The 19,389-nt window shown below is 41.3% G+C and carries 22 protein-coding genes; 13 read left to right on the forward strand and 9 right to left on the reverse strand.

The window, feature by feature from the left end:
- Window positions 1-51: 51 nt before the first annotated feature.
- From EV695_RS16690 to EV695_RS16700, 3 genes are all read left to right on the forward strand, one after another.
- Window positions 52-1,263, forward strand: a complete 1,212-nt coding sequence (locus EV695_RS16690) for a BaiN/RdsA family NAD(P)/FAD-dependent oxidoreductase (RefSeq protein WP_131907156.1) — start codon at window positions 52-54, stop codon at window positions 1,261-1,263.
- Between the two features lie 115 nt (window positions 1,264-1,378).
- Entirely contained in the window at window positions 1,379-2,488 is a 1,110-nt protein-coding gene (locus tag EV695_RS16695; RefSeq protein ID WP_131907157.1) for an SGNH/GDSL hydrolase family protein, read from the forward strand.
- Between the two features lie 271 nt (window positions 2,489-2,759).
- Window positions 2,760-3,251, forward strand: a complete 492-nt coding sequence (locus tag EV695_RS16700) for a hypothetical protein (RefSeq protein WP_131907158.1) — start codon at window positions 2,760-2,762, stop codon at window positions 3,249-3,251.
- Between the two features lie 222 nt (window positions 3,252-3,473).
- Here EV695_RS16700 and EV695_RS16705 read toward each other — a convergent pair whose 3' ends face one another.
- From EV695_RS16705 to EV695_RS16715, 3 genes are all read right to left on the reverse strand, one after another.
- Window positions 3,474-3,857: a nuclear transport factor 2 family protein gene (locus tag EV695_RS16705; protein ID WP_131907159.1), complete on the reverse strand. Its 384-nt coding sequence runs from the start codon at window positions 3,855-3,857 to the stop codon at window positions 3,474-3,476.
- 28 nt (window positions 3,858-3,885) lie between these two features.
- Window positions 3,886-5,073: a multidrug effflux MFS transporter gene (locus EV695_RS16710; RefSeq protein ID WP_131907160.1), complete on the reverse strand. Its 1,188-nt coding sequence runs from the start codon at window positions 5,071-5,073 to the stop codon at window positions 3,886-3,888.
- A 161-nt stretch (window positions 5,074-5,234) separates the two neighbouring features.
- Entirely contained in the window at window positions 5,235-6,197 is a 963-nt protein-coding gene (locus EV695_RS16715; RefSeq protein ID WP_131907161.1) for a hypothetical protein, read from the reverse strand.
- A 229-nt stretch (window positions 6,198-6,426) separates the two neighbouring features.
- Between EV695_RS16715 and EV695_RS16720 the strand changes: the two genes are divergently transcribed.
- On the forward strand, window positions 6,427-7,740 hold the full coding sequence (locus EV695_RS16720) for a DEAD/DEAH box helicase (RefSeq protein ID WP_131907162.1): 1,314 nt from the start codon (window positions 6,427-6,429) through the stop codon (window positions 7,738-7,740).
- Here the strand turns inward: EV695_RS16720 and EV695_RS20560 are convergent.
- Genes EV695_RS20560 through EV695_RS16730 form a run of 3 tightly spaced genes read right to left on the reverse strand, consistent with a single transcriptional unit; the run spans window position 7,717 to window position 9,055 of the window.
- Window positions 7,717-7,980 (reverse strand): DNA glycosylase AlkZ-like family protein, encoded by a 264-nt coding sequence (locus tag EV695_RS20560; RefSeq protein ID WP_424273804.1) that lies wholly within the window; start codon window positions 7,978-7,980, stop codon window positions 7,717-7,719. The genes EV695_RS16720 and EV695_RS20560 overlap by 24 nt on opposite strands.
- Window positions 7,889-8,089, reverse strand: coding sequence for a hypothetical protein (locus EV695_RS20440; protein WP_243651701.1), 201 nt, complete (start codon window positions 8,087-8,089; stop codon window positions 7,889-7,891). The genes EV695_RS20560 and EV695_RS20440 overlap by 92 nt, the downstream gene beginning before the upstream one ends.
- 45 nt (window positions 8,090-8,134) lie before the next feature.
- Complete coding sequence (locus tag EV695_RS16730) at window positions 8,135-9,055, reverse strand: LysR family transcriptional regulator (RefSeq protein WP_131907163.1); 921 nt, start codon at window positions 9,053-9,055, stop codon at window positions 8,135-8,137.
- Between the two features lie 152 nt (window positions 9,056-9,207).
- On the opposite strand from EV695_RS16730, the gene EV695_RS16735 reads away from it, so the two are divergent.
- Window positions 9,208-10,206 (forward strand): NADP-dependent oxidoreductase, encoded by a 999-nt coding sequence (locus tag EV695_RS16735; RefSeq protein ID WP_131907164.1) that lies wholly within the window; start codon window positions 9,208-9,210, stop codon window positions 10,204-10,206.
- 137 nt (window positions 10,207-10,343) lie between these two features.
- On the opposite strand, the gene EV695_RS16740 is transcribed toward EV695_RS16735, so the two are convergent.
- Window positions 10,344-10,838, reverse strand: coding sequence for a TIGR00645 family protein (locus EV695_RS16740; protein ID WP_131907165.1), 495 nt, complete (start codon window positions 10,836-10,838; stop codon window positions 10,344-10,346).
- Window positions 10,839-11,003: 165 nt separating this feature from the next.
- The gene (locus tag EV695_RS16745) at window positions 11,004-11,927 is read right to left on the reverse strand and encodes a LysR substrate-binding domain-containing protein (protein ID WP_131907166.1); all 924 of its coding nucleotides are present in this window, start codon (window positions 11,925-11,927) and stop codon (window positions 11,004-11,006) included.
- 97 nt (window positions 11,928-12,024) lie between these two features.
- On the opposite strand from EV695_RS16745, the gene EV695_RS16750 reads away from it, so the two are divergent.
- From EV695_RS16750 to EV695_RS16775, 6 genes are all read left to right on the forward strand, one after another.
- The gene (locus EV695_RS16750) at window positions 12,025-12,267 is read left to right on the forward strand and encodes a hypothetical protein (RefSeq protein WP_131907167.1); all 243 of its coding nucleotides are present in this window, start codon (window positions 12,025-12,027) and stop codon (window positions 12,265-12,267) included.
- 328 nt (window positions 12,268-12,595) lie between these two features.
- Window positions 12,596-13,921: an MATE family efflux transporter gene (locus EV695_RS16755; protein ID WP_131907168.1), complete on the forward strand. Its 1,326-nt coding sequence runs from the start codon at window positions 12,596-12,598 to the stop codon at window positions 13,919-13,921.
- 213 nt (window positions 13,922-14,134) lie between these two features.
- Window positions 14,135-14,335: a hypothetical protein gene (locus EV695_RS16760; protein WP_131907169.1), complete on the forward strand. Its 201-nt coding sequence runs from the start codon at window positions 14,135-14,137 to the stop codon at window positions 14,333-14,335.
- Window positions 14,336-14,497: 162 nt separating this feature from the next.
- Complete coding sequence (locus tag EV695_RS16765; RefSeq protein WP_131907170.1) at window positions 14,498-15,271, forward strand: ZIP family metal transporter; 774 nt, start codon at window positions 14,498-14,500, stop codon at window positions 15,269-15,271.
- A gap of 39 nt (window positions 15,272-15,310) precedes the next feature.
- Window positions 15,311-16,624 (forward strand): MFS transporter, encoded by a 1,314-nt coding sequence (locus EV695_RS16770; protein WP_131907171.1) that lies wholly within the window; start codon window positions 15,311-15,313, stop codon window positions 16,622-16,624.
- A 184-nt stretch (window positions 16,625-16,808) separates the two neighbouring features.
- Window positions 16,809-17,174, forward strand: coding sequence for a SpoIIAA family protein (locus EV695_RS16775; RefSeq protein ID WP_131907172.1), 366 nt, complete (start codon window positions 16,809-16,811; stop codon window positions 17,172-17,174).
- A 121-nt stretch (window positions 17,175-17,295) separates the two neighbouring features.
- Here the strand turns inward: EV695_RS16775 and EV695_RS16780 are convergent, their stop codons facing one another.
- The gene (locus EV695_RS16780; RefSeq protein ID WP_131907173.1) at window positions 17,296-17,898 is read right to left on the reverse strand and encodes a HupE/UreJ family protein; all 603 of its coding nucleotides are present in this window, start codon (window positions 17,896-17,898) and stop codon (window positions 17,296-17,298) included.
- A 152-nt stretch (window positions 17,899-18,050) separates the two neighbouring features.
- Here EV695_RS16780 and EV695_RS16785 point away from each other — a divergent pair, with 152 nt between their 5' ends.
- Complete coding sequence (locus EV695_RS16785; protein WP_131907174.1) at window positions 18,051-18,608, forward strand: hypothetical protein; 558 nt, start codon at window positions 18,051-18,053, stop codon at window positions 18,606-18,608.
- A 14-nt stretch (window positions 18,609-18,622) separates the two neighbouring features.
- On the forward strand, window positions 18,623-19,231 hold the full coding sequence (locus EV695_RS16790) for a DUF1007 family protein (RefSeq protein ID WP_165874747.1): 609 nt from the start codon (window positions 18,623-18,625) through the stop codon (window positions 19,229-19,231).
- The last annotated feature ends 158 nt before the right edge of the window (window positions 19,232-19,389 follow it).

Raw genomic sequence — 19,389 nt, forward strand, 5'->3', positions numbered from 1 at the left:
CTTTAAAGTATGCGATTACCTTGTGTCTAGTGCTGGAATAAAGTTAAAAAAATGAAAAAATTTAATGTGATTATAATTGGCGCAGGTGCAGCCGGCCTGATGTGCGCGATAGAAGCGGGGAAACGCGGACGCTCTGTTTTGATTCTGGAAAAAGCGGACAAGATCGGTAAGAAAATTCTGATTTCAGGTGGAGGACGTTGCAACTTCACCAATATGTATACTGATGCGGATAACTTTTTATCTGGCAATCCACATTTCTGTAAATCTGCCTTATCTCGCTATACTCCATGGGATTTCGTTGCGCTTCTAGAAAGTCACGGACTAAGCTGGACAGAAAAAACACTCGGTCAGCTTTTTTGTGATCAAAAATCAAAAGCCGTGGTTCAACTATTACACGATGAATGTGACAAAGCCGGCGTTACTATACAACCTTCATCTGAAATCATTTCCATCAAAAAAGGGGAAGATTTTCTGGTTGCCAGCGAAAAAGAAAATTACGCTTCGGACTCTTTAGTGATTGCTACGGGCGGACCTTCAATTCCCAAAATGGGCGCTACCGATTTTGCATTGCAAGTGGCTGAAACGTTTGATATCAATACAATCCCTTTCTCACCTGCGTTAGTGCCTTTTGTTTTTACTATTGAAACACTGGATGCGTTTATCAAAGACCTTTCAGGTATTTCAACTTATGTAGAAATGGGCGCTGTAAGTGGGGGGGTGACTTTAAACCAGTCCTTTAAAGAAAGTATTCTGTTTACTCACAGAGGCATTAGCGGTCCGGCGGCATTGCAAATTTCATCCTACTGGAAACTCGGTGATGAGATTTCTATCAACCTATTCCCTGATTTTGATCTCTTGGAATGGTTAAAAGAGCAACAAACTGAACACCCGCAAGCAGAATTAAAAACCATTCTGAATTACAAACTGCCTAAACGTCTGGCACAGAAACTCTGTGAGCATGTGCTTATAAACGATGACATAAGCAATAAAACCATGCGCCAGTTTAATCTGCCTGAACTAGAAAGCATCGAACAACAACTTACTCAATGGAAATTACGCCCATCGGGCACTGAAGGCATGCGAACTGCCGAGGTTGCCTTAGGCGGTGTAGACACGGATGAACTGTCTTCGAAAACCTTAGAAACGAAGAAAGTCAAAGGTCTCTATTTTGTCGGCGAAGCGGTCGATGTAACCGGACATCTCGGTGGCCATAATTTCCAATGGGCATGGGCGTCAGCGTGGTGCGCTGGGCAATTCGTCTGATTATTGAATCAGCCTGTTAGCCATCCTGACCTCTTATCCCAAAGCTGTTGTTAGTCACAAAAAACAAGGTAGCATTCATTCGCTACCATGATAAAAACAGGATGTAAGCCTCACCGTGTCGAATAGATTTGAAAATAATTCTAAAAAAACACTACTGATCATTTCATTGATTATGATTCTAGTGCTGCTATTTGGTTTTGAAAAACTCCTGGGCAACACACGATTTGGTGGCGAAGAAAACCAGTCCGTTCGACATATCCGCTTAAAAGAAAACACCCCTAATATTGATAAAATGCTTTCACCGAGTGACGATATAGTCGCGCTATCTGATAGCTTAGAAAACAAGCCTTATTCTTTCAAAATTGATCAGAATGGTTTTATTTTTCCCTCCACTACGCATCAACAAGCCGACAAGGTAATCGCCTTTCTTGGAGGTTCGACCACAGAATGCATGTATGTGGATGAAGATAAGCGCTTTCCTGCATTAACAGGAACGTTATTAGAAACGAACAGCGGTAAAAAAATTAATGCGCTCAATGCAGGTGTCAGTGGTAATAACAGCATGCATTCGATTAATAGTCTGTTGAATAAAATTATTCCGATGAACCCCGATATTGCCGTACTCATGCATAATATCAATGACTTATCGATATTGTTGCACGAAAAAACCTACTGGAATAATAACGATCATCGATCACTCTTAGTCACAGAAGACAGGTCGATAAAAGCAATGCTTAAACAGTTATTGCCTAACACCTACAATTTCGCTTTCGAAGTGAAACGCAAACTGCTCGGTGATGGCAATGAGTTTGAAAATGCTGATCATGGGAATAAGCAACCTAGACTCAGCAATGAAAAAATACTGTCACTGTTTAAATCCAATCTGGATAGCTTTATCGAAATCAGCAAGGCAAACAACATCACCCCAGTTCTGATGACACAAGCGAGTCGCTTTACAGAAAAGCCTGATGAAGTAGTTATGAAAAACCTGCAAAATCTTGAGGCGATGGGTTTAAGCTACCCTGAATATCGCTCTCTTTTCATTGCGATGAACCAAGTCATCAGAGCAGTAGCTTTGGATAAGTCAGCATTACTCATTGATCTCAATCAAGCAGTGCCTCAAACGAAAGAATATATGTCTGATCCCGTTCACTTTACTAACCGTGGTTCAGAACTTGTCGCCAAGATTATTTCCGAAAAATTGACTCCTGTTATTGCACATTAGCAACACATTATACTTGAACGAAAATACTAAAAATAAAAAATATTGCCATACAAATCAATCGATTAGAATAAAGCAAAATATCTCATTTCACTCCTTCTATCCGAATTAAGCGATCACGTAACTACCGCTCATCCGCTTTGTCATCATTTTTTGAACGTCAATCGCTCATAATTGCCCGTATGCATGAGACTACCTTGAATCGGGTAATCTTAATAACCCCAATATATAAAATACAAACCCATTTAATAAAAATAAGTACTGGAATAAAAATATGATTTTTTCTAAAAAGTTAATGACTGTAGCTGTTTTAATGGCTGCTTCATCAATCGCCACCGCTGCAACAGACACTGCAGAAATTGAGATCAACGTTACTAAAGACGCTTATGTTAACTTCATTGGTGACTTGGCTGGCAATGCATCTAAAGACCTATCTGTGACTGAAGTTAATGGCACAGTGACTACCTTAGGAAATCTGGGTACAGAGTCGAATACTACGGGTGGATGTGCAATCAACATCTCATCAAAAAATGACTTTAGATTACAACACAATGTAGATAGCAGCTTGTATCTACACCAGACAAATCATTACTCTATCAATTATTCTGGTGAGTCGTTCACATCTGGATCAGCACCAACATTAAACCTCGCTTCATGTAACAATGCGGCATCACCGATGCAAATTGCCACACCTGGTTTTGCCTCTAGCCAAGTTCAGGCTGGTACTTACTCTGACATATTAACGGTTACAGTAACGACAGAATAAACAAGACATAGAGCGATTAAGACGAAACGAAGATTTCTGGATAATTAGCGGATAATTTCTGCGAAAAGCCTTAATCGTAAAACGAAAAAAGCCCCACTTTTCAGTGAGGCTTTTTTATTTTTTTCCTCTCGATAAAACTAACAACTGGGCAAAAAATATAACCATACAATACATGAATTAGTCACCCCCCCTACTTTCAGGGCTTTTTTATCTAATATCTGTTTAATACATTTTATTGCCATTCTTAGTTTCTTTTGGCACATCCTGAATAGAATCCCAATGCTCAACGATCTTACCGTTGTCATCAAAACGAAAGAAATCCATCGTTACGTATTGCGCATTTTCTGGCCATGTTTGAATGGTGTGTAACGCGACTAAATCACCTTCTGCTATCGCTCTTAAAAACTCGATATGCTTCTCGGGATAGTCTCTTTGCATTTCTTCAAAGTACTCGATAAATCCCGATTTTCCATTTTTAACGACTGGATTATGTTGAATATAATCATTCCCCACATAATCTTCAACGGCTTTAGCCGGCTCTCCAAGGTAAGCGGTGAGATAGAACGCAATTGCATTTTCCTTATTTTTCTCCAGATTGTGGCTCATCAGCAACTCCAATGACTTAAAGGACAGATTAATCTTTCCAGGTGATATAAATAATAGGCAGCATTAACACACCAAAACCTATCACAATAGGAGTGACGGAGTCGTTATAAAAGCTACCAATAAATGCGGCAATAATGACAGACATGAGGGTACTGCAAGAGCCGATCACCGATGCTGCTGCACCAGCGACATGGCCCACTTCTTCCATCGCTAAACTGTGCATATTGCCAAACAGAATACCGAGACAAAAGTAGGAAATACTGGCGTATATCAAAAAGCTCCACAAAGGCACAGACGTGTCGTTGAGCCAGATGTAAACCACATAGATAATTGACACAAAAAATAAGAACATCGCCGCACGCAACACCATCTTGTGCATACCCAATTTTTCAACCAGACGCGAATTCACAAATGATGCGAACATCATTACTAATGCCAGACTTCCAAAATATAAGGCGAAGCGATCACCCAACTCAAAGTGCTCCTGAAAAATCTGCTGTGCCGTACTCAGATAGGCTAGAATAGCGCCAAATGCGAGACCTTCAGCAATCGTGAATTTCACGGCTTGTTTATTGCGCAATACTTCTTTTACCGATGACCAAGCCTGACTAAAAGAAAATGGCACACGACTTTCGACCGATAACGTCTCTGGCAAACGGATCGAGAACCAGATCCAGGCAAACACCGCATAAATACCCAACATGGCAAATACACCTTGCCAATTAGTCAGCATCAAAATACCTTGACCTATTAGCGGCGCTATCGCAGGTACCAGCATGAAAACCATCATTATCAGTGACATGATTTGCGCCATGCCACGGCCTTTGTATAAATCTCTGGTTATCGCTGTTGGAATAATTTGTGGACCTGCAGCACCGAAGCCCTGCAAGGCTCGACCAACCAGCAACATACTAAAACTACTGGCAAAAATTGTGACTAATGTCCCAATCAGAAAAATGGCAAAGCCAATATAGACAGGTCGTTTTCGCCCGAAACTGTCGGATGCGATTCCAAAAATGAGCACACCAAAACCGTAACCCATCAAGATTGTGGTCACTATATATTGCCGACTATTACCGTCCTGAACACCAAACTCATTACTGATAAATGATAAGGCAGGCAATATTGCATCAATCGCTAGTGCATCGACGGCGACAACAACACTCATCAATATGATGTATTCAATACGCGAAAGCGCGTTAGCTCTGGCTTTCATTTAACACTGATTTCCCGTTCGATTAAGTGACTAACACTCAATGAATTTTTAATAAAGGTAGGCCACTCATTACACAATAAGCGACAAAAATGAGCTGAGAGTATGGGGGTGTCTGACCGTTTTTACTACAGTGCCTAATAATTATTTTCTAATAAAAATAGCTACTTTTTAATCAGGGACCTATTCACCGAATCCCAGCACCACTGATTGTTAGGGATTAAATGTGTTCCACCGATCCAGCGATTTATTTCTGCTAATTCCAGCCAATGTTTCTCACCTGCCAAAACGGCTTCGCCCATGGACGTAATGGTTAATTCATGATCGGGAGATGGTGGTCTTTCCCACGCCATTCCGGCAGCTAGTTTTAATAAAGGAGTTTTGGCCACTAGCAATTCTTCAATGATTATCCAGAAACTGGAGTCTCCCATAAACATTCGATCTTCTGCTGCCTGAGAATCCGCGAAAACTTTCCAGAGCTTAGTTTCGCCATCGGCGATAATTTTCAATGCTTGTTCAGCAGTGCGCGACAAACCATTTCGACAACTGGGGTATTCTTCCAATTGCCTGATAATCGCACCTTCTAGAAATGGTAACGCTGATGTATCTGTAGAAAGCAATGCAAACCAATCTTCAGGATTAGTAGATCGAAATGCTGCCCATGCCTTACTCGATAGAGCCAAATGATCTTCAGTGATTGGCTCCTCATATTTTGGCAGATCAGCCATTTCATCAGGCGAAAGCATTCCCAGATATTGGTCCACACAAATAATAGAAAGCTCGGTATTATCTGCTGGGTTTTGCGCGAACCAATCAAGAATTTGAATGATCTGTAATTGATCATAAAGGTCATGCTCAAACCACAAGATCACTTTGTCATAGCTTTCAAATGACTTAAGTGTGTCATCTCTTTCGATAAAAGAGGCGCTGATATTATCAAAAGTACCCCAAGCACAATCAACAATGAATTGTGTGCGGACTTCTGAAAGCTCTTCCAAAGAAAGCCCCTCGGGCACAGGACCATCATGCAACACATCTCGCCACGGTAAAAAAACACCGACGATTCCTGCTTTCTGCATAATATCTACAGCGGAATCGCCATTGGTGATATTTAATATATTTTTCATTTGGTACTGTTTTATTTGGTAGTGGAAGAATAAAAAACTGAGTGATTAGATTATAGAACAGACAAAGGTCACCCCCCTACTTTAAGGCACTTTTTTTGAAAACAATTGGAATGAGAAACGTATGAGAAACAAAGCAGAGGAACAATAAATTGCCTCTACTTCTCAGTCACTAACAGGCATCATAGACTAAATATAATCAAGTACCAATCAACCCGAGGAATGCGTATCTATGTCATTTGGCTCTTTAGGCTTGTGTGATGAGCTGTTGAAAACCGTTGCAGAGCAAGGTTATACAACGCCATCACCAATACAAATTGAAGCTATTCCAGCGGTGCTTAGTCAGCGTGATGTTATGGCGGTGGCGCATACTGGCACGGGTAAGACGGCTGGCTTTACGCTACCTATGGTGCAGTTATTGTCTGGTGGCCTTAGTCCTGAAAGTAGTCCTGAAAATAGCCCTGAAGCTAAAACGGTACGAGCATTAATCATTGCGCCGACTCGTGAGCTTGCTGCTCAGGTTGTTGAGAGCGTTAAAACTTACAGCCACGACATGAATATTCGCTCTGCGGCTGTGTTTGGTGGCATGAGGATTGAGCCGCAGATAGCCGAGCTAGCAGGTGGTTTGGATATACTTGTTGCTACACCTGGTCGTCTGATTGATCTTTATAGTCAACAGGCGATTGACTTTGATCAGCTTGAAATTCTGGTCCTGGATGAGGCTGATCGTATGTTGGATTTAGGGTTTATCGACGATATCCGTCACATCCAAACGCTGCTGCCTATGAAACGTCAAACGTTGATGTTTTCAGCGACATTTTCTAAAGGCATCAAGTCGTTTGCTCAAGGCTTGTTAAATGATCCCCAGTTAATTGAAGTGGATATCAATAACAGCACAGTCGATACGATTAAACAGAAAATACATCCTGTAGATAAAGAGCGTAAGACTGAGGTGTTGATTCACCTGCTTCAAAAGAATAAATGGCCGCAAGTATTGGTCTTTGTTCGTACTAAGAGAGAGGCGGATAGTTTGGTCGTTGAGCTGCAAAATGCAGAGATTAATGCCGATTCTATTCACGCGAACAGAACCCAACACGCACGCACGCGTGCCTTGGAAGGTTTTAAAGACGGAAGTATTATTGTATTGGTAGCCACTGATATTGCCTCTCGAGGCATTGATGTTAACCAACTGCCTTGTGTCGTTAACGTTGACCTCCCTTTTGTGCCTGAAGACTATGTGCATCGCATCGGTCGTACCGGACGCGCTGGCTCTTCCGGTGTCGCGATTTCACTATTCAGTGAGGATGAATATAAGCAATTACATTCTATTGAACGCATCATAGGTCGTAAGTTTGAACGTGAAGTTATCCCAGGATTTGAGCCAAGTGTGGCGGCACTAGCACATCCATCCGCTGATGAGGAATATGGTAATTTCGAGCCAGACCCTGTGCCATCTCGTAAAGGTAGGCGTAAAGGTAAAGGTCAAGGAAAACCAAAAGGGCGTAGAGGTCGTGGCAGCAACTCATCTCCGCGAAAGCCTAGATAGCAACCTAGAAAATAAGAAAGAACAATGCTGATTTCCCATTATGCGCCTTGATAAATAACGGTAGTTACACATGGGCATATACGCTGCTGCGTGTGACCAGTATTCAAAGACCTTCTTATCAGCAATCAGTTGATCTAATTGCTCAGGCTTATAACGCGGATTGCGATTCCACAAGGTATGGTGGTGCGCCCGCTGGATAACAGAGATAGTATCGATCTGGATTATAACCAATATGTTCAATAGCAGATAGCGTAGCCGCCATTGCACTTCCTGATTGCTTTGAAGGCGGTAACCTTTGAGACAATAAAACCAGTTTTCTAGCTTGTTGAATTGAAAGTGACTTTGTCATTTAAGCTAAAATACCCTTATTTATACAAACAATATTATGTAAAGGTCACCCCCCTACTTTTACCGTGTTTTTTGTTATTCTCTCAACCAAAAAATCCACCGCCACCTTCACTTTGGGCACAGTATAACGCTGCTTCTGATACAGCAAAAATACACCCAAATCCATTTGTTGGGTAATATTAATCGGTTGTTTAAAGGTTAACTCGACCAGATCATTGGAATCTAACAACTCTTGTGTCGACCATTTTGGCAGCATAATTATCCCCTCTCCATTAAGCGCTTTATCTAATAACCATTGACCGCTGTTACTGATTGCAACCACTTGGGCGCTGACATCCTGCCATTGTTTATCGAAATAACTCAACCACGGTACAGGGCCATTGGGTGTTCTATAATACAAACCCGAATGCGCTCTCAATTCCTGAGGGTGTTTGGGCATCCCAGCTTTTTTTAAATATTCAGGTGATGCCACTGGGTAAAAATTATTATCCATTAATTTGATCGCCACTACCCGTTCATTAGGTGCATAACCGCTACGTATGGCGATATCGATTTCATCACGATTTAAGGTAGTGACTTCATCACTCAAACTTACATCCAGAATCACTTTTGGATATTTTTCAGAGAACTCATTTAATAGTGGCAACAATATTCTTTGACCAAAGTCTACGGCTGCACTCACTCGAAGTTTTCCCATGGGTTCGCTGTGATAGCTTTTTACCGACTCGTTGGTTAACTCTAATTCTTCAACAAGCTGTTTTACCTGTTTGTAATAATCCCTACCTACCTCAGTCAGCTTTACTACACGAGTCGTTCGTTGCAGTAACGTAGCGGATAAGCTCTTCTCTAAATCAACAATTCTGCGTGACAATGACGATGCTGGTACATTAAATCGTTTTGCTGCTTCGGTGAAACTACTCGTTTCTGCTACCGCGATAAAGTAATTAATAGCACGTAATTGATCCATAAGAAGCTCTATTATTGTTTTAAAGACAATAAATATTAACATTTTTGAGGGTTTTTCATAACGAATAGATAAGTAATAATTCATTCATACCGTGCTTATAGGCAACTAACGTAAGCGCTATACAATGAACATGAAATGAAGAGAGCAACGAAATGACAACATATACCGCAATAAAATTAGCAAAACGTCCTTCTGCTAAAGACATCGGACCCAATCTTTTTGAAGTAGCGCAATTAGAAAAACCGTCACCAGCAGCGGGAGAATTTTTAATTAAACAATCGTATATGTCACTCGACCCAGCAATGCTTGGCTGGATGAGTGCTGACACCGAGAGTTACATCCCCCGTGTTGAGATAGGAGAAGTGATGCGTTCATTCGGCTATGCTGAAGTCGTCGAATCACAGCACCCTGATTTTGCTGTTGGCGACAAAGTCACTGGCATGTTCGGTTTGACAGAATATGCAATCAGCAAAGGCCAAGGCGTCAATAAGGTAGATGCAAATTTACCCGCAGAAATGGTGTTATCCATCTTTGCTTTACCTGGCCTAACAGCAACACAAGGTTTGTATCGAGTAGGAAAACCAAAAGCAGGTGAAACACTGGTTGTGACTGGCGCTGCAGGTTCAGTTGGTTCTATCGTAGGGCAGCTTGCAAAAGCCGAAGGTTTACGTGTTATCGGAGTTGCAGGCGGACAAGAAAAGTGTGACTGGATTGTTAACGAACTTGGCTTTGATGGCGCAATTGATTACAAAGCAGATGGCATCAAAGAAAATCTTGAAGCACTGACTCCCGATGGTATCGATGTGTATTTCGAGAACACTGGCGGACCTATTCAACACCATGTATTTGAACGCATGAATGCCCACGGTAGAATTGCAGTGTGTGGAATGATTGCTGATTATTTAGCTGAAACACCAGCGCCCGGCCCTAACTGGATGAATCTACTAAGAAAGCGCCTGACTGTACAAGGCTTCACCATGCCGGACCACTTTCATGAGACAGTTGAGCTTCTAGAGATTTTAACACCGCACGTAAAGGCAGGAAAAATCAAATACCGCGCGCATATCCTTGAGGGATTAGAAAGCGCTATGACGGGATTGAATTTGTTCTTTAGCGGAGAAAATAAAGGCAAGTTGATAGTGAAACTATAATTTGTAATTACCTACTAAAAAACTAGCTATAAGTGGGGGGGTGCCTTTTGTTGTGCTTAATCAATTCAAAAGGCCACCCCCCACCTTTTAAGCTGTTTTTATACATCTTTGTTATTAGCTAATTAGCCACCCACAACTCAGCTACGTTTTGAATTCAACTTATCAATAAACGCCATGCCAATTCCTGAAAGCACAAAGGTCAAATGCATAATAACGTACCACATCACTTTTTCATTATCGGTATCTTGAAGATTCATGAACACTTTGAGTAAGTGAATGGATGAGATAGCCACAATAGATGCCGCTACTTTTTGTTTTAAGCTTCCTGAATCAAGCTTTCCTAACCAGGCGAGCTTATCCGTTTTCTCATCTAAATCGATGCGTGAGATAAAGTTTTCATAGCCGCTAAACATCACCATCACAAGCAAACCACCGACCAAGGCTAAGTCAATCAAGGACAAAACGACTAATACCAAATCTGACTCAGTCGCACCCAATATGATTGGAAAAACATGAATCAATTCCTGAAAAAACTTAATAGCTAATAAAATCAACGCCAAAGAAAGTCCCATATAAATCGGTGCTAACAACCAACGGCTGGCGTAAAAAACGGATTCGATAAACTTTTCCATACTATTCCTGACTTACCTGTCTAATAACGATGACAACTGTAATACAACAGTTTTGTGCGCGTGAGTATCACTTATTTTTAAGGTTTATTCTAGTGAGCTTTGCAGATGATTTTCCACATCATTCAAGCATTAAGATCGTGGGCTTGAATCATTTTAAAGCCACTATCAAGTCTCAAAACTGATGTCACTATGTGTGCCTAACCAGTCTTTGAACGCCCAAAAAGAAGGTAGGGATTCAGCAGATTTAGGAGCCGTTAGATAATACCCATTATCTCCCTGCAAAACATGCTCACAGGCAATCGCCAAGCGCCCTGATTTAATATCACTTTTGATAAAGTTTCTGTCGATCAGCCCGATTGAATCTGCTGTTTGCAACACTTCCACAACCTGAGCCGAGTTTTGCAGTTGTAAATTGCCTCTGGTTCCATCGCGTATATCAATGTGGGCAGATTGAAACCATTCTTTCCATAAGCCTGGCATCGATGAGTTTGAAACAAGCGACTGATTGCTGATTTCTAATGGTGTGAACTGTTTTTTATTAGCCTGTAGCTTTTCATTATTTTCCAATAACGACGGATGACAAACCGCGACTATTTCCCGGTTAAATAAACGGTATGAGAGTAAATCATTCCAGTCACCTTTACCCATTCGAATCGCCGCATCAAAGGGGTCTGACTCAAAATTAATCATGTCTGTGGTAGCGATTACAGATAAATTAATATCGGGATGAGCACTGTAAAAGTCTTTCAATCTTGGCAACAACCAGCCTGTTACAAATACCGGCGCAACGGATAATGCCAAGGCGCTGTCTTCCAGCCCGCGAAATGCTCTTCTGCTCGCTTCATTCAATTGTTTGATTGGCGCTCTTATATCATTAAAAAGCCTTTCACCCTGTGCCGTTAGCTTGACCCTTTTATCTAGACGATCAAATAATTTATGACCCAGAATCTGCTCCAGATTACGCACCTGATGGCTCACCGCTGAAGGTGTGACATATAACGACTCTGCCGCCTTTTGAAAACTAAGGTGTTCTGCAGCTGCGGCAAAGGTATTGAGATTGTTAAGAGGGAGGCGATTTTGCATACACATGAGAATACCTCATCTGTGCCACGAGATTAAGTCCTTTGTGCAAAAAATCTTAGCGCCTTATTATTACCTCAACATTAAGAGAACAGAGGACTCAATAATGACAAACATACAAGCTATTAAATCAGGATACAACCAAACCAAGACTGGTTCTATTGATTATAATTTTTACGACCAACGAGCTAGAAGTATACGCTCTGAGTCTATCTGGAGTCTCTTCAAAGGTGTTTTCTCAGATAAGGAAAACTCACCAGTAGAAGCGACCCAAGATTGCGAAGTGGTTAATTACAATGTTGCAAAAACATCTAACGAAGATGTAAATACAATGAAGCATGCAGCTTAATCAAGCTGCTGCATCGTTTGTAAAACGCTGTATATACCAATATGCAAATTGATGAGCAAAGCTCATTGAACATACTTAAAGCCGAACCTTTTCAAATAATACGTCGCGATATCTGTATTTTTTAACTCTCCGCATTGTTTATTTATCATAAAGTCACCCCCCACCTTTGGGGCACTTTTTTGTATATTGCTACCTATCTGTTTTCCTTCTCGCTATTTTTTTCGCAGTATATTCTCACTATTGTTTCTCGCGGCTTTTCCTTATCTATTCCCTATCTATTTCATAACAAATAAAACACAATAATGTCTTTTGAATTCAGCGACACCTAATGACTAACTCCAACAAATTATCACCTAGTCATAAACAAGTCTGGGCACTCGCAGGGCCAATTATCGTTTCGAATCTTTCGATTCCATTGGTTGGGGCAGTCGATACTGCCGTTGTTGGACACCTACCAGGACCAGAATCTATCGGTGCCGTAGCATTAGGCGCATTGATTTTCAGCTTTCTATTTTGGGGATTTGGTTTTCTCAAAATGGGCACTACGGGTTTTATCGCCCAGGCTTATGGTGCTGATAACGAGCCATTACTGCTAGATACATTGTCTCGCGTGATCATACTCGCGCTGGGGCTGGGGCTTTTCAGCATTTTGATCAGTTACCCCATCATTCAATTTGCTTTATACCTACTTGATGGCACACCTGCGGTCGAGGCACTTACAGCTAATTACGCCCATATTCGTATCTGGAGCGCTCCTGCGACCTTATCGACCTATGTATTTACCGGTGTTTTCATCGGTATGCACAATACCAAGCGGGTTTTGATTCTATTATTAGTGCTCAATTTTACTAATATTCTGTTAGATCTGGTATTTGTGGTTGGTTTTAACATGGGTGTCGAAGGCGTTGCCTATGCAACCTTAATCGCGGAATACCTTGCGGCAGCTTGTGGCTTCTTTATGCTGCGCGAACCAATCAAAAAAGCGTTAGCACGTTTTAGCTGGAAAGCCATTCTCGAACGACAGGCAATCACACGTTTACTCAGCGCGAATAGCGATATATTTATTCGCACATTATGCCTTGTGTTCTCACTTAGCTATTTCACCGCGATTAGTACCGGCATGGGTGAAGTTGTATTAGCCGCTAATGCGATATTACTCCACTTACAAAGCATTATGGCGTATGCCCTGGACGGTTTTGCGCACGCAGCAGAGGCGTTAACCGGAAGTGCCTATGGAGCACGTAACAAAAAAGCCTATGTTCGCTCGGTAAAAATGACCAGTATTTGGGCATTCGGCTTTTCCGTCTTAATCAGCGCCATCTATTTAATTTTCGGCGAAATGATTCTAGGCTTTTTCACGAATATCGATGAGGTACTCGCAACCGCAACAACCTACCTACCATGGATGATCATCGCGCCGCTGGTATCTATCTGGAGTTTTCAAATCGATGGCATTTTCATCGGTGCCAGCTATACCAAAGAAATGCGTAATGCGATGTTGGTATCGACGCTCATCTTCCTTGTGCTATTACAATTTCTCGTTCCACAATGGGGCAATCATGGCCTATTTTTAGGCTTGAGTTTATTTATGCTAATCAGAGCCCTGACGCTGGGTTTCTTTTATCCCAGGATTCTCAAAGCGCTTAAAGAATAAAGTCACCCCCCACCTTTGAGGCACTTTTTCTTACAACGCCTCGAGTTGGAGCCAGTATTAGTCGAAATATAACGTGAGTCTTCCTTCAGGACAGTCACTCCAATTAATTACGGATAATTGTTAATTCATCCCTTTCTAAGATATAAATTGGCTGTTTTTTGCTGTTATTATAGTCAGCGTTAACAGTAAAACTATCAACCCGTGGTCAATACAATGAAGAATGATCCGAACAAAAAACTAATCGTTCTCAAACCCCTATTATTAGCACTCGCTATGGTTTTCGCTTTCCTCGGCGTGGGTAAGATATGGCTTTGGTCGCAAGGCGCGAGTAGTGGCAGCGATTTATACGTGGGTATTGGTTTAAGTCTGCTTTCCATCTTTAATTTTATCTTTTTGAAACTGCTTAAACTCTGATTTATTTTTTGGAGATCATATTAGTGTCTTTGGCTCAGTCGATAAAAAGATCGCTGGGCTTATTGATATATTTCTCTGCACACAATTAACATTTAGGGCTTTTTCGTCATAGAAAATAGCACAATAATCTTCTTCTAAATTAAACGACAATATTGGATTGCTATGAATGTCATTATGATGGGTGTTGTGGGGAGTCTTGTTGCAGGTATGTTGACAGGCGTAGGCGCTTTGGGCGTTTTCTTTTTTCAACAATTATCCGCAAAACTTGAAAACAGTTTACTCAGTTTTGCCGCTGGAATTATGCTGGCAGCTTCGTTCTTCTCATTAATCTTGCCATCCATTGAATACGGCGAGCAAATTTTCGACAGCAAAAATATGGCGGTAATCATTACGATTATTGGCATTATGTCGGGGGCCGTTAGTTTGTCTTTAATGCACCGCTATTTACCCCATGAGCATTTTCTTTCTGGTCAGGAAGGTCCTGATACACAAAAAATTACGCGTATCTGGCTGTTCGTGTTTGCAATTACACTGCACAACTTTCCAGAAGGAATGGCGGTTGGCGTAGGCTTTGCTGGTGGCGACATCAGTAATGGCATGAGCCTCGCAACAGGCATAGGGTTACAGAATATCCCCGAAGGATTGGCCGTTTCGGTCTCTTTACTTTCAATCGGTTATTCAAAGATGAAATCATTTTTCATCGGATTTTTAACTGGGCTTGCAGAACCCATTGGGGGATTGTTTGGCAGTGTTGCTGTATCTTTCGCTGGCCCTATTATGCCTTGGGCGCTAGCGTTTGCGGCAGGTGCGATGTTATTTATAATCAGCGATGAAATTATTCCGGAAACTCACAGAAGTGGCTTTCAGAATCTGGCAACATTCAGTTTATTGATTGGATTTGTCTGCATGATGTATCTTGATGCGACGTTAGGCTGATACCGGTTACTTTTATTTAATTCTTACTAAGAACCAAGCATGAAATTCAATACAGAAGAACTTTACAATCGGATTACAGGTGATGAAGATGCACGTGTTTGTAAGGATATCCCAGAAGCCGCGTGTAACGATCAGCCTCATAATTTTTTCGCCTATTTGTGGTCCAATTTATTAGGAAAAATTGCCGATGAAATCACCAGTGCCAAACTGGTGATTCCGTGGTTATTCGGTTTATTGGGCGTACCTGCTACATTCACCGGCTTTATTGTGCCGATTCGAGAGGCGGGTGTTTTACTGCCTCAATTAGCTGTCGCAGCTGCCGTGCGTAATCTCAAAATTCGCAAATATGTCTGGGTTCTAGGTGCAGTGCTTTCTGCATTGAGCTTACTGGGCATGGCATGGGCGGCAGCAACTCTTGAAGGCAAAAACGCGGGCTGGACGTTTATATTGATGCTGGTCATTTTTAGTTTATCGCGCGGCATCTGTTCGGTTTCTGCCAAAGATGTGTTGGGTAAAACCGTCTCCAAAAGTCGCCGTGGCGTATTGATGGGTTGGAGTGCCAGCCTTTCTGGCATTGCTATTCTTATCGTGGGTATCTGGATGAGTAGTTTTGATCTCGGCGACTCTAGCGTTCAAGTATTTTCAGGTTTATTAATTGCTGGCGCTGTTTTATGGATAGTGGCCGCTTTGATCTTCTCTCGCATCGATGAACAACCAGGCGCTACAGAAGGCGGAGGAAACGCCCTTCAAGTCGCGATCCAGCAATTGCGTTTAATCGTTGATGATGCTGAATTTCGTCGATATGTACTGGTGCGCACCTTGTTATTGTCGGTTGCACTGGCACCTCCCTTTTACGTGTTGGTGGCACAAGGCAATACCGACTCGGGTTTAATGGGTTTAGGCGCATTGATTATTGCTAATGGCATTGCATCGAGCATATCTGCACCCATCTGGGGTTATATGAGCGATACATCCAGTAAGCGGGTTATGGCTATTGCTGCAATAGGCGCTGGAATTTTAGCCATTTTTACCTGTTCGGCAATCTGGCTAGAATGGGATTTAGTAACGCATGAAATCGGCTTTGCCATTATCTTTTTACTGCTCAATGTGATGCATGGCGGCGTTCGTCTGGGTCGTAAGGTCTATTTGATGGATATGGCAACGGGTGAAAACCGAGCTGCCTACGTCGCGGTATCCAACACTATCATTGGCGTGATGATGTTGGCAGGAGGCTTAATCGGGCTGGTTGGTGATAAATTCGGCGCTGCTTCAACATTGTTGATATTGGGATTATTGTCTTTATTAGCGGCATTTTATATTTTAACGTTGAAAGATGTGAGTGACCCTGAATAAGTAAATCGCTGAACCCTGGATTACAACCAGATTAAAACCAGACTCGACAGCTAACGACAGTGACACAACAATGTGAACGAAAGTTAAGGTATTTTTCATTTACGTAAATCGAGAAAAGACTAAAATATCAATAGTAAAATAAACAAGCACTAGAAAAAATACAACGAATAAGAGGTGATGAGAAATGATATCTATAGAGCTGGATAGAGAAGCCGCAATCGCGGTGTTGCAGTTACAAGGTGAATTAAGAGAGAAAGATTTCGATTTAATTACCAAAGTCATCGACCCTTATATTATCGAACATGGAAAACTTAATGGATTGATTATCAACACCAAGGATTTTCCCGGCTGGAATTCTCTCGGGGCGATGGTCGAACATTTTAAGTTCGTAAAGAGTCATGAGAAAAAACTGACGCATGTTGCGCTGGTAACAGATTCCCCCATTGGCGACTTAATGGGAATATTAGCGAAATTCTTTGTCTCTGCAGATGTTAAACACTTCGATTACGATGAGTTTACAAAAGCACAGGAATGGATATTGGAGAAGTAATAGCGTTGAATTCTTAAGTCACCCCCCTACTTATAAGGCTTTTTTTCGACCAGTCTTACTAGTCAGCCCAAGTAGAGGGGTGCAGATTTATATAGTTTTGTTTAAAAGTATCTATATACGATTATAGCGCGCCACTCAAAAAACCAAGTCCGACAAGGGCAATAACCACACCGCCAGAACGTACAACGTATTTACCCCAAGACCAACGAGTCAGTTCGCCGAAAGCGATACCCGCAAGATGCAATAAACCCGTTCCGATAACAAAACCAATGCTGTAAATTAGTGGGTTAGCCGCATTAGGTAATTCTGTACCGTGCGCATGTCCGTGGAATATCGCAAACGCACCAACCAATACCGCTGCAACCCAGATAGGAGGACGAACCGCGAAAGCCACCGCAAGACCTAATACCAAACCAGATAATGCAATACCTGTTTCAATATAAGGAATAGGAACGCCAACGACACCTAAAGCACCACCAAATGCCATTACCAGCGGAAATACAACCGGTAGAATCCAGATTGCAGGACGCCCTAAAAACACACCCCATAAGCCTACAGCCACCATCGCCACAACATGATCCAGCCCTAGCATTGGGTGTAAAAAGCCACTCATGAAACCACCGCCAATACTTCCCGCATCGCTATGAGCAAATACTAGAGAGGATGAAAAAATGCCGGCGATTAGCAACAAACATTTAACGAACACAGAGGTTTTAGGATTCATTTTAGGTGACCTTATTTATTTAACACGTTAATATTAACCGACTATTTCTTATTGCGAATGATAATCAGTACAAAACATTTAAGGGTAATAATTTTACTTGTATCAGTCAAGCATCACTTACCTTTTTCTAATACAATTTATAGATGATATTAATGAATTTACCACTATTATTTTCTTTTTCGCCAAGTTGGCTCACGCAAGGGTTACAACACCCTGTTCTGACACCTTCGCATGCTATTTTAATCTGCAGTCTGGCATTTTTGATAGGACAACAAAGTAAGCTTCCCATTCATATTTTTTTACTGTTTATTTCATCGATAGCTGGAATGTTACTCAACTATTTTGTATTTCCAGGGACCAGATTAGAACTGTTATTGCTGGGCATGGCGTTAATCATTGGTTTGCTGGTAGTCATAAGAATAAAACAACTACCACCACTGATTCTAATCATTAGCCTGTTATTAGCAACTCTCACTGGTTTGTTTATTGGCATTGATTCACAACCAATCAGTATTCCCGGTTTACGCACCAATAGTGTTATTAACTGGCACTTGGGTGCAGTCATAACGATTACCTTGAGCACCTTAATACTGTCGTTGATAGCACAACTATTACGCCGTTTTGGAGACGGTATTGTTTTGCGTGTACTCGGGTCATGGGTCGCAACCAGTGCCTTGATCACATTAACATTACAATATGCAAAAATTTAGGATTTAACAGTTTGATGAAAAATAAAGACACGGTGAAAACTTTTTACAGCAGTCAATGTTTGTTAATACATTTGTTAATACTTTTTTTATTCACAATACCGCAAACGGCATTCGCTCATTTCCATTACGAGATAAGCCTCACATCTCACTTGCAGGCAAACGCACAAAAGCAGTTAGACTCCATTAAAATGACATGGACCTATGATGATAACGTCAGTAAATTAATGCTACAGGATGACGAAGACATAAGCGATTTAAGAGAACGGTTAATTAAAGAACTTGGAAATTTTTTATATTTCACCAGTTTAACGCTGAATGATCTATATCTTGAAACAAAACAAGTTACCACGTATGAATTGCAGGAAATACAACAGCAAAATAAAACCAGGCTTCAACTTACGATGACATTAACCTTAAAAGAACCAGTAAGTTTAGAAGGGAATAATACGCTGGAAATTGAACATGAAGACATATCTGCATCAGCAATTATGTTCTATGAGACACCAGCAGCATTAAGTATTGATGATCGTTTAAATAAAAACTGTCGTGTTGATATTAAAAACAAAGAGAAATATGAAGAGGGGGAACCACCCCAAATAGTTAAAGTCATCTGTCTCGCATAATTACTGAGATACTAACAAAAAATGCCAGTACCTCGTATACAGATGCTTTGTGTACATATTCATTTAGTTTCAAACCGATTACTCCCCCTACTTATACCACCATTTAAAAAAGTGCCTATAATTTAAAAAAGTGCCTATAAGTAGGGGGGTGGCAAACT

The sequence above is a fragment of the Cocleimonas flava genome, from assembly GCF_004339015.1.
Lineage (GTDB): Bacteria > Pseudomonadota > Gammaproteobacteria > Thiotrichales > Thiotrichaceae > Cocleimonas > Cocleimonas flava.

Bases quoted from the DNA above. Each gene is read 5' to 3' on its own strand.
- EV695_RS16710 (WP_131907160.1), bottom strand. From the start codon at position 5,073: ATGAAAGCCAGAGCTAACGCGCTTTCGCGTATTGAATACATCATATTG.
- EV695_RS16690 (WP_131907156.1), top strand. From the start codon at position 52: ATGAAAAAATTTAATGTGATTATAATTGGCGCAGGTGCAGCCGGCCTG.
- EV695_RS16755 (WP_131907168.1), top strand. From the start codon at position 12,596: ATGACTAACTCCAACAAATTATCACCTAGTCATAAACAAGTCTGGGCA.
- EV695_RS16790 (WP_165874747.1), top strand. From the start codon at position 18,623: ATGAAAAATAAAGACACGGTGAAAACTTTTTACAGCAGTCAATGTTTG.
- EV695_RS16760 (WP_131907169.1), top strand. From the start codon at position 14,135: ATGAAGAATGATCCGAACAAAAAACTAATCGTTCTCAAACCCCTATTA.
- EV695_RS16705 (WP_131907159.1), bottom strand. From the start codon at position 3,857: ATGAGCCACAATCTGGAGAAAAATAAGGAAAATGCAATTGCGTTCTAT.
- EV695_RS16730 (WP_131907163.1), bottom strand. From the start codon at position 9,055: ATGGATCAATTACGTGCTATTAATTACTTTATCGCGGTAGCAGAAACG.
- EV695_RS16745 (WP_131907166.1), bottom strand. From the start codon at position 11,927: ATGTGTATGCAAAATCGCCTCCCTCTTAACAATCTCAATACCTTTGCC.
- EV695_RS16720 (WP_131907162.1), top strand. From the start codon at position 6,427: ATGTCATTTGGCTCTTTAGGCTTGTGTGATGAGCTGTTGAAAACCGTT.
- EV695_RS16700 (WP_131907158.1), top strand. From the start codon at position 2,760: ATGATTTTTTCTAAAAAGTTAATGACTGTAGCTGTTTTAATGGCTGCT.
- EV695_RS20440 (WP_243651701.1), bottom strand. From the start codon at position 8,089: ATGACAAAGTCACTTTCAATTCAACAAGCTAGAAAACTGGTTTTATTG.
- EV695_RS16715 (WP_131907161.1), bottom strand. From the start codon at position 6,197: ATGAAAAATATATTAAATATCACCAATGGCGATTCCGCTGTAGATATT.
- EV695_RS16765 (WP_131907170.1), top strand. From the start codon at position 14,498: ATGAATGTCATTATGATGGGTGTTGTGGGGAGTCTTGTTGCAGGTATG.
- EV695_RS16750 (WP_131907167.1), top strand. From the start codon at position 12,025: ATGACAAACATACAAGCTATTAAATCAGGATACAACCAAACCAAGACT.
- EV695_RS16775 (WP_131907172.1), top strand. From the start codon at position 16,809: ATGATATCTATAGAGCTGGATAGAGAAGCCGCAATCGCGGTGTTGCAG.
- EV695_RS16780 (WP_131907173.1), bottom strand. From the start codon at position 17,898: ATGAATCCTAAAACCTCTGTGTTCGTTAAATGTTTGTTGCTAATCGCC.
- EV695_RS16740 (WP_131907165.1), bottom strand. From the start codon at position 10,838: ATGGAAAAGTTTATCGAATCCGTTTTTTACGCCAGCCGTTGGTTGTTA.
- EV695_RS16735 (WP_131907164.1), top strand. From the start codon at position 9,208: ATGACAACATATACCGCAATAAAATTAGCAAAACGTCCTTCTGCTAAA.
- EV695_RS16770 (WP_131907171.1), top strand. From the start codon at position 15,311: ATGAAATTCAATACAGAAGAACTTTACAATCGGATTACAGGTGATGAA.
- EV695_RS16785 (WP_131907174.1), top strand. From the start codon at position 18,051: ATGAATTTACCACTATTATTTTCTTTTTCGCCAAGTTGGCTCACGCAA.